Origin of the sequence: Amycolatopsis sp. WAC 01375 (genome assembly GCF_003947325.1) — a bacterium.
In the GTDB taxonomy this organism is placed as follows: Bacteria; Actinomycetota; Actinomycetes; order Mycobacteriales; family Pseudonocardiaceae; genus Amycolatopsis.
Genome location: NZ_QHHW01000064.1, coordinates 46,005 through 56,659 on the forward strand (window position 1 = coordinate 46,005; position 10,655 = coordinate 56,659).

The following is a 10,655-nucleotide window of genomic DNA, read 5'->3' on the forward strand; positions in this document are numbered from 1 at the left end:
CAGGCTGTGCGCGCAGCGCGTCCGTTGAGGGCGGCGGCGGGGCATGGATGGAGCAGGGAAGGAGGCCTTCACGGAATCCCGAGCGTCAGTTGTAGATGCGCTGCATGGCGCCCGCCGCGACGAGCCCGTTGGCCCACAGCGAGTTCACCCGCGAGATCTCCTGGGCGTTCGGCGTCGCGTTGGTGCAGGACGGGCCGGGGCCGCCGCCGGACATCAGTTCGGAGCACGGGCCCTGGTAGTTGTCCGGCAGGCCCAGCGCGTGGCCGGTCTCGTGCGCAGCGATCCGCGTCTGGTTGTACTGCTGCGCCTGCGTGTAGTCGATGAAGATGGTGCCGCGGCCGTGGCCGTCGGTCTCGGCGTACGAACCCGAGGGGTCGTTGCCTTCGGTGTAGCGCAGGGTGGCGCCCGACGAACTCTCCTGCAGCTTCACGTTGGACACCGAGTTGTTCCAATTCGCCACGCCCGCCTGGATGGCGGCGCGGAAGCTGGGCGCCCCCGAAGCGTCGTAGTAGACCGTGGTGGCCGCCACGGTCTGCTGAGCAGGCTGGACCGCTGCCGTGGCCTGGCCCGCGGTGACCGGAACGGCCAGCAGCGCCAAGCTCACGGACGCGGAGACGAAGAACTTCCTTGCCATGGACCCACTCCTTGTGAGGACAACGGAATGGTTCGTGAATTTAGGAGTCCCCGCCGAAGCTCGGCACCGACTTTCGTCGCTTCCGCCAGCTGGTGATTTACCAACACTTTCGCCCTATTGACATGCACGTGTTCGCATACGACGATATTCCACCATGGGCTGACGTATAGGTCGTTATACGGTTTTCGGTTTGTACCAGACCTCGGGGCGGCCGACCTGGCCGTAGCGGGGCTCGCGCTGGGCGAGGCCGTTGTCGGCGAGGTACTCGAGGTAGCGGCGCGCGGTGACGCGGGAGGCACCGATCGCGGTCGCGGCCGCCCCGGCGGAGAGGCCGTCCGCGGCCGAAGCGAGGACCTCGGTGATCGCTTCCAGGGTCTGCGAGCTCATCCCCTTCGGCAGCACCTGCCGCTCGGTCGTGCGCAGAGTGCCGAGCGCGCGGTCGATCTCGGCCTGGCCGGTGACCTCGCCCGAAGCGCCGTGGAACTCGGCGTAGCGCTCCAGTTTTTCCCGCAGCGAGGCGAACGTGAACGGCTTCAGCAGGTACTGCACCACGCCGACCGACACGGCGGCCTTGACCAGCGCCAAGTCCCGCGCCGAGGTCACCGCGATGACGTCGATCGGAAGGCCGGCCGCGCGCAACGACCGGCAGACCGCGAGCCCGTGCGTATCCGGCAGGTAGAAGTCCAGCAGCACCAGGTCGACCGGTTCGCGTTCGCAGAACCGCAACGCGTCGCCGCCGGAATGGACGACACCGGACACGGTGAAACCGGGCATTCGCTCGACGTACACCCGATGCGCGTCGGCGGCCACCGGTTCGTCCTCGACGACCAGCACCTTGATCATCGCGTCGGCTCCTTCGGCGGTATCTGCGGAGTCTTCAGTGGCAAGCGCACAGTGAACACCGCGCCCTCTTCGCGGCCGACGTCGATCGTCCCACTGTGCCGACGCACCGCCTGACCCACCAGTGCCAAGCCGAGTCCGTGCCCGTCCTCCGGTTTGGTCGACCAGCCGCGCCGGAAGACGTCCTCGACGTCGTCCACACCCGGGCCGGTGTCGGCGACCCGCAGCAGCAGTTCGCCGGGGTCGGATCGCACGGTGACCTCGACCCCGGGCCGTCCGCCGTCGCCGGCGTTCCCCGCCGCGGCGTCGATCCCGTTGTCGATCAGGTTCCCGAGGATGGTCACCAGATCTCGCGGCGGGACGCCGGTGTCCGAGTCCTCCATGACCGTGTCGGGCGTGATCGTGAATTCGACGCCTCGCTCGCTCGCCTCCGCCGCCTTGCCGAGCAGCAACGCCGCGAGCACCGGTTCGGCGACCGCGCCGACCACGCGGTCGGTGAGTTCCTGCGCCAGCGCGAGTTCCTCGGTGGCGAACTCGACGGCCTGTTCGGGGCGGCCGATCTCGACCAGCGAAACGACGGTGTGGAGCCGGTTCGCCGCCTCGTGCGCCTGCGACCGCAGCGCCTCGGCCAGCCCGCGCACCGTGGTCAGTTCCCCGGTCAGCGCCTGGAGTTCCGTGTGATCGCGCAGGATCACGACGGTGCCCATCGCCTTCCCCCGTGCGCGCACCGGCGCCGTGCTGACGACGAGCACCCTGGCCTCGGTGAGGTGGAGTTCGTCGGTGCGCTCCTCCCCCGAGGTGAACGCTTCGACGAGGTCCTCCGGAACGTCCAATGAGGACAGTTCCCGGCCGACCGGGTCGTCGTCGACCCCCAGCAGCGCGCGGGCGCCGTCGTTGCACAGCACCACTCGCCCGTCGCCGCCGACGAGCAGCAGGCCCTCGCGCACGGAATGCAGGACGGCTTCGTGGTACTCGAACAGGTTGCTCAGTTCCTCGGGCGCGATCCCCCTGGTCTGCCGCCGGAGCCGGGCGCTGACCAGATAACTGCCGATCCCGCCGACCACCAGCACCGCCACCGCGACCCCGATCAGCGGCCACAGCCGTTCCCGCAGTTCGGCGTCGATCGCTTCGACGGTGATGCCGACCGACACCAGCGCGACGACCTGTCCGGCGGCACCGTGCACCGGCACCACGACGCGTTCGGACGGGCCGAGCGAACCGGCGTAGGTCTCCAGGACCCGCGCACCGCGTTGCGCCTCGCCGATGTTCCCGATGAACGGCTTGCCGATCAGCTCCGGATTCGGGTGCGTGTAGCGGATTCCGTTCTTGTCCATGATGGTCACGAAATCCACGTCCGTGTCCGCGCGGACACTCTGCGCGAACGGCTGCAACGTAGAAGTGGGATCCGATGTGGACAAGGCAGCCAGTACCCCTGGCGCGTCCGCGACCGCTTCGGCGACCGCGATCACCTTGTCTTCCGCCCGGTGTTCGGTGGCGCGGACGGAATCGAGATAGGCGAAGGTCACCCCCGCCGCGACGAGGACGAAGAGCACGACGAGCTGGAGAATCAGCAGCTGGCAGGCGAGACTGCCGCGTCTGGTCCGGTTCCGCGTCGTCGAGGGCACCCGCCCATACCAGCACACGCCACCGGTGCCGCCCAGCGCGCCCGGCCGGAATTCCCCGGAAACCACTCGCGCGAACTCAATGAACACAACCGTGACCCAGCTCACCTGCCCGGGTGATAGTGACCGGCAATCCCACGAACACCCCCTGAGCTGGAGGCAAAGGTGCCTACAACGCCCGAAGCGGCGCCGCGTCGCCGAGACAAGATGCACTACCTGTACCTGGCCGTGATCGCGGCGGTCGTCCTCGGCGTCATCGTCGGGTTCGCCGCGCCGGGTCTGGCCAAGGAACTCAAGCCACTCGGCACCGGCTTCGTCAATCTGATCAAGATGATGATCTCCCCCATCATCTTCTGCACCATCGTGCTCGGCATCGGATCGGTGGCGAAGGCCGCGAAGGTCGGCAAGGTCGGGTTGCTGTCGCTCGGCTACTTCCTGATGATGTCGACGTTCGCGCTCGCGATCGGCCTCGTCGTCGGCAACCTCCTGCACCCTGGCGAGGGCCTGCATCTCGACCCGGCCGCCGCCGCGAAAGCGCACACGCAGGCCGAGGGCGGCGAAGGCTCCGTCGACTTCCTGCTCGGCATCATCCCGACCAGCTTCGGCTCCGCGTTCACCGAAGGCCAGGTGCTGCAGACGCTGCTGGTCGCCCTGCTGGCCGGGTTCGCCGTGCAGAAACTGGGCACGAAGGGCGAGCCGATCCGCCGCGGCATCGAGCACATCCAGCGGCTCGTGTTCCGGATCCTGGCGATGATCATGTGGGCGGCCCCGGTCGGCGCGTTCGGCGCGATCGCCGCCGTGGTCGGAGAGACCGGCTGGGGGGCGCTGCGCAGCCTCGCCGTCATCATGATCGGCTTCTACCTGACCTGCCTGGTGTTCGTGTTCGGTGTGCTCGGTTCGGTGCTGTGGCTCGGCGCGCGGATCAACATCTTCACCCTGCTCCGCTATCTCGGCCGTGAATTCCTGCTGATCCTGTCGACCTCGTCGTCCGAATCGGCCCTGCCGCGCCTGATCGCGAAGATGGAGCACCTCGGGGTCTCCAAGCCGGTCGTCGGCATCACCGTGCCAACGGGCTATTCGTTCAACCTCGACGGCACGGCCATCTACCTGACCATGGCGACGCTGTTCATCGCGACCGCGCAGGACCAGCCGCTGTCGCTCGGCGAGCAGATCTCCTTGCTGCTGTTCATGATCATCGCGTCGAAGGGCGCCGCGGGCGTCAGTGGCGCCGGGATCGCCACCCTCGCCGGCGGGCTCCAGTCGCACCGGCCGGAACTGGTCGACGGCGTCGGCTTCATCCTCGGCATCGACCGGTTCATGTCCGAGGCCCGCGCGCTGACCAACTTCGCGGGCAACGCCGTGGCGACCGTCCTGGTCGGAACGTGGACCAAGGAGTTCGACCGCGAGCGGGCGAACCAGGTCTTCAGCGGACAGGCCCCGTTCGACGAAGCCACCCTGATCGACGATCACGTCTCGGATCCCCACGAGGACAGTGACGGAGACAGGGAGAAAGCCGTGGCGCGCGTGTAGCGCACGGCAAGAACGAAACCGCGGTGCGAGGGTCCCCCGTCCTCGCACCGCGGTTTCCTCATTCCGGCAAACTGAACGCATGCCGGACGCCATCGACCGCTACGTGCTCGCGCGGTACTCGAAGCTGCTGCACGGCAACTTCGCCGGGATGATGAGCGGACCCGAACGCGAGATATTCCTGCGTGACCTCGTCGAGGACGCGCGGGCGATCACCGACGGCGAGCTCGAAGAGCTGCTCGCGGCGGACTGGCGGCCACGGATCACCGCGGCGTGGCTCATCGGAGTCGGCCGCCGCACCGCGTGGCGCGGGCGCATCCGGGAACTGTTCCTGGAAAGCGGCTTGGTGTTCGCCGGGCAGGGCTACTGCTTCGCGCTGGCGAGATTCGGCACCATCGCCGACGCCGAGATCCTGGTGTCCTATCTGGACCATTACCTCGCCCGGCCGGACCTGCGTTACGACCAGGAGTGGGCGCTCGCGGCCCTGCACCACGTCGACGCCGACCTCACGACCGCGTACACGTCACGCTATCTGCGGCGTGGTGGCCTGTGGGAAAGCTGGTCCGCGAAGAACAACACGGACCTGCCCTTCCAGAAGATGTACTTCGACCTGCTCTGTTCCCACGTCCAGCGCGCCGTGCACACGGCAGGCGTCAGGCGCTGACCTTCTCGTCGTAGACGACGCGGGAGGCGGCGATCGAGTCGCGGTGGCGCTCGGCCCAGCTCAGCAAGCCGCTCAGCGACGCGTACAGCTCCTTCGCCATCGCCGTGGCCTCGTACTCCACCTTCGGCGGCACCGTCGGATACACGGTGCGCACGAGCAGCCCGTCACGTTCGAGGTTCCGCAACGTCAGCGTGAGCATCCGCCTGCTGATCCCCTCCACCGACCGCTCCAGTTCGGTGAACCGCACCGGACCGCGCGTGGCCTCCAGCAGGATGCCGATCGCCCACTTGCCGCTGATCCGGTTGATCACCTCGAGCACGGTGCACACCTCGAGTTTTTCCGGGTCGACGACCCTGGCCTGCGCGGTCACATCGGTGTTCCCCTGGGACATGAAAGTGCCTCCTTCCGGCAGGGAAGAGAGTCACACAAGATGGGCGCTGTTACAAGTGATGCACCAAGGCATCACCTGGGATTTCAAGGGATTCTTCATGCCACAGCGCGCTCTCGCCCTCGCCGTTCTTTGCGCCGTCTCGCTGATGGTCGTTCTCGACGGCTCGATCGTCGCCGTCGCGCTGCCCGCGATCCAGAACGACCTCGGCTTCACACCGTCCACCCTGGCCTGGGTGGTCAACGCCTACCTGATCGCGTTCGCCGGGCTGCTCCTGTTGTCCGGCAGACTGGGCGACCTGCTCGGCCGGAAACGGGTCTTCCTGGCCGGACTCGGCGTGTTCACCTTCGCTTCGCTGCTCTGCGGAATCGCACAGGACCAAACGCAGCTCATCGTGTTCCGCTTCCTGCAGGGCGCGGGCGGCGCGCTCGCGTCGGCCGTGGTGCTCGGGATGATCACCACCCTCTACCCGGAACCGCGGGCAGGGGCGAAGGCCATCGGCGTCTACAGCTTCACCCAGGCCGCGGGCTCGTCGATCGGGCTCATCGCGGGCGGCACGCTCACCCAGCTGCTCGACTGGCACTGGACGTTCTTCGTCAACCTGCCGATCGGCGCGGTCGCGGTCGTGCTGGCCGTCCGGCTGCTCGCGGACGACCGAGGCCCAGGCCTGCGCGGTGGCACCGACGTCACGGGTGCCGGACTGGTGACCGGCGGACTGATGCTGCTGGTCTACACGATCGTCAAGGCCGAGGAGTACACCTGGGCCGACGCCCGCACGCTCGGGCTGCTCGGGGCGTCGCTGCTGCTGCTCGCCGGATTCGTGCTCCGGCAAGCGATGGCGCGTCAACCGTTGCTACCGCTGCGGATTTTCCGTCTCCGGGCGGTGTCCGGGGCGAACACGGTGATGGTCCTGATGGTCGCCGGTCTGTTCGGCTTCCAGTTCATCACCGCGCTCTACCTGCAGCGCGTGCTCCGGCTAGACGCACTGAGCACCGGGTTCGCCTTCCTGCCCGCTCCGCTCTCGATCGCGGTGATGTCACTGGTCTTCGCCGAGCGGCTGAATCACCGCTTCGGGGCACGAACGGTGCTCGTCACCGGGCTTTCGCTGGTCGCGCTGGCACTCGGTTTCCTCGCCACCGTCGAGGCGGACGGGAACTACGCGACGGACGTCCTGCCCGCGCTCGTCCTGATGGGCGCCGGGTTCGGCGCGGCGATGCCGGCGCTGATGGGACAGGCGATGTCCGGCGTCACCGCCGCCGACACCGGGGTCGCTTCGGGGCTGATCAACACCACGCAGCAGATCGGCGCGGCGATCGGGACGGCGGTGCTCGCGACCGCGGCCGCGTCCCGCACCGGATCGCTACTGGCCGAAGGCACCGCGGTGGACGAAGCGCTCACAAGTGGCTACAGGACCGCGTACGCGTTGAGCGCCGGACTGCTCGCTCTCGCCGTCTTCGTCGCGGCCGTGGCTTTGCGTGCTCGGAAGACTCAGGAACTGATCGTCGCGTAAGCCCATTCGGAGACCTCGCCGCCGAGCCGCACCTCGGCGGCGCCTCCGGGTTTCCAGACACCGCTGCCACCGAACGCGGCCATCCCGCCGGTCTTGCCGGAATACTGGGAAAGCACGACCCACATCCCATACCCGGCCGCGACGCCGACCTGGTCGAGCAGCCGCTGTTCCTGGCCCTCACTGAAGAGTGCGCTGAGGACGTAGACCTCGGCTCCGGCTTCGGCGAGCTCCCTGGCGTGGTCCGGGTTCGCGGCGTCGAGACAGATCGCGAGGCCGAGGCGCCTGCCGCCGACCTCGATGATCACCCGGCGCCCACCCGGCTCGAACAGCTCTTCCTCGCTGTTGTGCAGATTGCGTTTCGCATAGGTGGCAACGGTTTCCCGTCCGGCCCGAGAACGAGCGAACCGATGTACCGCCGTCCGTCCTCCACGAGCGGGAGCCCGATGACGGCGTGGACACCACTGGCCCGGCACGCCTCCCGAAGCGGGTCGAGGCGGGGGTCGTCCTGGGACAGCCACAGGCCGGGGTCGGCGGCGAGCGCCTCGAACTCCAAGCCGCTCAAGGAAAGTTCGGGGAAGACGCAGAGATCGGCTTCCGCGATCCGGAGGAGCCTCGCGTGTTCGGCGATGTTCGCGGAAACGTCCGCGGGGACGGTGAACGGCTGCACGGTCGCGACACGCATGGCGCGAGCCTAACCTGTGGACGTTCCGAGATACCCCCGCAATCCGTTTTGCCCCCGCCGCATCATGAGCGCGTGGTTGATCCGGAAAACCGGCCTCGCGACACGGTCGAGCTTGCGCAGCAACGGTTTCCGCGCCTCGACCTCCTGGGTGATGTCCAGCCTGGTGCCGCTTTCCACCGCGACGAGAGCACCGGCCAGCGTCCCTTCCAGATCACCGCTCAGCAGGACCCGGATCCGGCCCTCCCGTTCGTCCTGCCGGTCTCGGTGCATCCGCACGGTCAACGCGTACGGCAGCCTGGACCGGCAGACGAGTTCGGCGGTGTCCTCGTCGACCCGGCTGACCGAACGGACGTCACGCCACCACAGCGGATAAGCGGCCAGGTCGACGACGGCGTCGAACACCGCTTGGGGTGAGGCGGGGAGCAGCCACGTGTCGCGGAAGCGGTACCAACCGCCTCCGCGACCCGTGAGCGAACCCGTCATACCTCCGCCGACACCAGGTTCCGGCCGTCCATGGTCACGACCTCGACCGAGGCCACGTCGTCGGGGGCGACCAATGCCGAACCGTCGACCCCGGTGCCCTCTCGCTGTCCCTTCTCCGAAACGAGCCAGCTGCCGGCGTTGACCCGCTCGCCGTTCCTGGTCACCACGACGAGCGCGCATTTCTCGCCTTCACGAACCCCTGTCGCCTTGGCGTGGAGCCGTACCCAGCCCGCAGCCGGAATCACCCGGACCGCCAGCTGCACTCCGGTGATCCGGTTGGTGGCCGCGAGATCGCGGGTGCCCGGCACCGGGGCGGTCACCGCGGGCACCGGCAGGGCCACCGTCGACGGCTCCGGCGTGCTCTGCCTGCCGACCAGCACCCCGGCGCCCAGCGCCACGACGACCAGTACGGCCGCACCGGCCACGACGAGGAAGCGGCGGGGCTTCCGCTCCTGCGCGCCTTCTTCGTCGCGGACCTGACGCAACGTGCGCTGCAGCAGCAGATCACCGCCGTCGGGAGGACCTTCGAGGAACGCCTCCGGCGGCACTTCGTCGAGGTGATACCGCAGCTCCGACAGCTCGCGAACCTCACGACGGCACGTGGGGCAGTTCGCCAGATGCGTCTCGAAAGTGGCCGCTTCCGCCGGGGTGAGCCCACCGAGGACGTAGGCGGCGAGCTGGCCCTGGTCATGTCCGACCGCACTCATCGCGCCACCTCCTTCCCTGGTCCCGACATCACGGCTCTGAGCGCCCGTAACGCGTAATAAGATCTCGACTTAACGGTACCCGGGGCCACGCCCAGGGATCTCGCCGCTTCGGCCACCGTGCGGCCCCGGTAGTAGATCTCCACCAGTACCTCACGATGTTCCGTGGAGAGGCCGTCCATCGCCCCGAGTACGGCCATGGAGTCCACGACGCTCTGTGCGTGGTCCCGCTCCACCGCCGGGGTGGGCACGCCTTCCTCCGGCTCCGCCACTTCCGGCGGCCGTGCCGCCCTGGCCCGCGCGCGGTCGGTGATGATGTTCCGGGCGACCGTGAGCAACCAGCCCCGCACCGATCCCTTCGCGTCGTTCTGCAGGTCTTCGGCGTGTTTCCAGGCCCGGACCAGGGTCTCCTGCACGACGTCCTCCGCGGCCGCGCGGTCCCCGGTCAGCCTCGTCGCGTACGCCAGCAGGCTTCGCCCGTGTTCGGCGTACAAGTGCCGGACCAAGTCCTCGCCTTTGGCCTTTTTGGGCCGCCAGCCTCCGATCGCCACTCGCGTCCTCCCGACGGTCTTCTGGGTCGGCGAGGACAGTACTGCAACCCGCATGGGCAGAGTGGATCGTTCGGCGCGCGCCGCGATCGAACTGTGCATCGGCACCGGCCTCTCCTCGGTTCTCCATGGCCGCCTCCTCTTGCCTCCCACACGGACGGCGTCGCGGAACGGTTCACCCGGGGCCTTGTCGATCACCGGACGCGCTCGTATGCTGACGCCTCCGGATTCCGCCGCCGCCTGATTCCCGGGAGGGTTCGAGGCGTGCCAAGGAAACTCGCGACCGTTCTGCTGGCCGTCGCTTTCGTGTCGGGCTGCGGTGGGGAACCCGGTTTCACCGCGACGCTGACCGATCCGGTGAACGTCGACCTGAGCTGGCCCGACGACGATCCGAACGTCGCGGGGCGGATCGTCGAGTACACGACCGATCCGCGCGGCGAGTACACGATCCTGCGGTTCGTGCCGCCGCGGCAGACGACCTACCGGCATCCGGACCTCATGCCGGAAACGCGGTTCTACTACCGGATCCGGCCGTTCTACGGCGCCGTGTCGGACGCTGTCACCGTCTCCGGGCCCCCTGCTCCCGCGGCGTCCGGACCGGCCGTGTCGCTGCGGACCCCTGGCAGCACAGCCGCCCCTGCCTCGTTTCGGGCCGAGCCCGCACCGGAAGGCATGGTGCGGTTCAGCTGGACCGATCACTCCACCGACGAGGACGGTTTCCTCGTCGAGATCAAGAAACCCGGCGCGGCCGAGTTCGTGCCGGTCGAGGTCTCGGATCCGGGGACGACGTCGGCCGGGCTCGCTTCGATGCCGGGCGAGGAGGGCGCTTCGTACCGTCTGCGCGCGTTCTACTGCGGGCCCGCCTCGCCGGTGCTGGACCGGACAACGGGGAAGGGGTAGTTCTCCCTCCGGATGCTATGAAAGGTGGCGGTTTCAATCGGTTGTTGCAAGTGGTGGCGGCTGATAGGGAGATCGTCATGCCAGGAGCCCGGTTGACGCGCGAGGAGCGGGAAAAGATCCAGAATGGTCTGGATCAAGGTCTTACTCAGGACG

General features: G+C 68.3%; 11 protein-coding genes and 1 pseudogene. 4 read left to right on the top strand and 8 right to left on the bottom strand.

Annotation, left to right across the window (positions count from 1 at the left end):
* Positions 1-85 precede the first annotated feature (85 nt).
* The 3 genes from DL991_RS41820 to DL991_RS41830 form a co-directional block, all read right to left on the bottom strand.
* A complete protein-coding gene (locus tag DL991_RS41820; RefSeq protein ID WP_125789885.1) occupies positions 86-634 on the bottom strand; it encodes a snapalysin family zinc-dependent metalloprotease in 549 nt (182 codons plus the stop codon).
* 174 nt (positions 635-808) lie between these two features.
* The gene (locus tag DL991_RS41825) at positions 809-1,477 is read right to left on the bottom strand and encodes a response regulator (protein WP_125789886.1); all 669 of its coding nucleotides are present in this window, start codon (positions 1,475-1,477) and stop codon (positions 809-811) included.
* The gene (locus DL991_RS41830) at positions 1,474-3,099 is read right to left on the bottom strand and encodes a sensor histidine kinase (protein WP_125789894.1); all 1,626 of its coding nucleotides are present in this window, start codon (positions 3,097-3,099) and stop codon (positions 1,474-1,476) included. The genes DL991_RS41825 and DL991_RS41830 overlap by 4 nt, the downstream gene beginning before the upstream one ends.
* Positions 3,100-3,303: 204 nt before the next feature.
* Between DL991_RS41830 and DL991_RS41835 the strand changes: the two genes are divergently transcribed.
* Both DL991_RS41835 and DL991_RS41840 read left to right on the top strand, forming a co-directional pair.
* The gene (locus DL991_RS41835) at positions 3,304-4,626 is read left to right on the top strand and encodes a cation:dicarboxylate symporter family transporter (protein WP_125789895.1); all 1,323 of its coding nucleotides are present in this window, start codon (positions 3,304-3,306) and stop codon (positions 4,624-4,626) included.
* A 79-nt stretch (positions 4,627-4,705) separates the two neighbouring features.
* Positions 4,706-5,287, top strand: a complete 582-nt coding sequence (locus tag DL991_RS41840; RefSeq protein WP_125789887.1) for a DUF6000 family protein — start codon at positions 4,706-4,708, stop codon at positions 5,285-5,287.
* On the opposite strand, the gene DL991_RS41845 is transcribed toward DL991_RS41840, so the two are convergent.
* Positions 5,277-5,678 carry a helix-turn-helix domain-containing protein gene (locus DL991_RS41845; protein WP_007028064.1) on the bottom strand — a complete coding sequence of 134 codons (402 nt, stop codon included), beginning with the start codon at positions 5,676-5,678 and terminating at the stop codon, positions 5,277-5,279. The genes DL991_RS41840 and DL991_RS41845 overlap by 11 nt on opposite strands.
* 97 nt (positions 5,679-5,775) lie before the next feature.
* On the opposite strand from DL991_RS41845, the gene DL991_RS41850 reads away from it, so the two are divergent.
* On the top strand, positions 5,776-7,185 hold the full coding sequence (locus DL991_RS41850) for an MFS transporter (RefSeq protein ID WP_125789888.1): 1,410 nt from the start codon (positions 5,776-5,778) through the stop codon (positions 7,183-7,185).
* Here DL991_RS41850 and DL991_RS44155 read toward each other — a convergent pair.
* The 4 genes and pseudogenes from DL991_RS44155 to DL991_RS41870 form a co-directional block, all read right to left on the bottom strand.
* Positions 7,164-7,867: pseudogene (locus DL991_RS44155) on the bottom strand (carbon-nitrogen hydrolase family protein). The gene DL991_RS41850 and the pseudogene DL991_RS44155 overlap by 22 nt on opposite strands.
* 9 nt (positions 7,868-7,876) lie before the next feature.
* Positions 7,877-8,350 carry an SRPBCC family protein gene (locus DL991_RS41860; RefSeq protein ID WP_125789889.1) on the bottom strand — a complete coding sequence of 158 codons (474 nt, stop codon included), beginning with the start codon at positions 8,348-8,350 and terminating at the stop codon, positions 7,877-7,879.
* Positions 8,347-9,057: an anti-sigma factor gene (locus DL991_RS41865; RefSeq protein WP_125789890.1), complete on the bottom strand. Its 711-nt coding sequence runs from the start codon at positions 9,055-9,057 to the stop codon at positions 8,347-8,349. The genes DL991_RS41860 and DL991_RS41865 overlap by 4 nt, the downstream gene beginning before the upstream one ends.
* Entirely contained in the window at positions 9,054-9,605 is a 552-nt protein-coding gene (locus tag DL991_RS41870; protein ID WP_199746609.1) for a sigma-70 family RNA polymerase sigma factor, read from the bottom strand. The genes DL991_RS41865 and DL991_RS41870 overlap by 4 nt, the downstream gene beginning before the upstream one ends.
* A 261-nt stretch (positions 9,606-9,866) precedes the next feature.
* Here DL991_RS41870 and DL991_RS41875 point away from each other — a divergent pair, with 261 nt between their 5' ends.
* Complete coding sequence (locus DL991_RS41875; protein WP_125789891.1) at positions 9,867-10,502, top strand: fibronectin type III domain-containing protein; 636 nt, start codon at positions 9,867-9,869, stop codon at positions 10,500-10,502.
* Positions 10,503-10,655 lie beyond the last annotated feature (153 nt).

What these genes read in the sequence shown, in the direction of transcription:
- DL991_RS41820 (WP_125789885.1), bottom strand. Translation starts at nt 634, where the DNA reads ATGGCAAGGAAGTTCTTCGTCTCCGCGTCCGTGAGCTTGGCGCTGCTG.
- DL991_RS41840 (WP_125789887.1), top strand. Translation starts at nt 4,706, where the DNA reads ATGCCGGACGCCATCGACCGCTACGTGCTCGCGCGGTACTCGAAGCTG.
- DL991_RS41835 (WP_125789895.1), top strand. Translation starts at nt 3,304, where the DNA reads ATGCACTACCTGTACCTGGCCGTGATCGCGGCGGTCGTCCTCGGCGTC.
- DL991_RS41825 (WP_125789886.1), bottom strand. Translation starts at nt 1,477, where the DNA reads ATGATCAAGGTGCTGGTCGTCGAGGACGAACCGGTGGCCGCCGACGCG.
- DL991_RS41860 (WP_125789889.1), bottom strand. Translation starts at nt 8,350, where the DNA reads ATGACGGGTTCGCTCACGGGTCGCGGAGGCGGTTGGTACCGCTTCCGC.
- DL991_RS41845 (WP_007028064.1), bottom strand. Translation starts at nt 5,678, where the DNA reads ATGTCCCAGGGGAACACCGATGTGACCGCGCAGGCCAGGGTCGTCGAC.
- DL991_RS41850 (WP_125789888.1), top strand. Translation starts at nt 5,776, where the DNA reads ATGCCACAGCGCGCTCTCGCCCTCGCCGTTCTTTGCGCCGTCTCGCTG.
- DL991_RS41865 (WP_125789890.1), bottom strand. Translation starts at nt 9,057, where the DNA reads ATGAGTGCGGTCGGACATGACCAGGGCCAGCTCGCCGCCTACGTCCTC.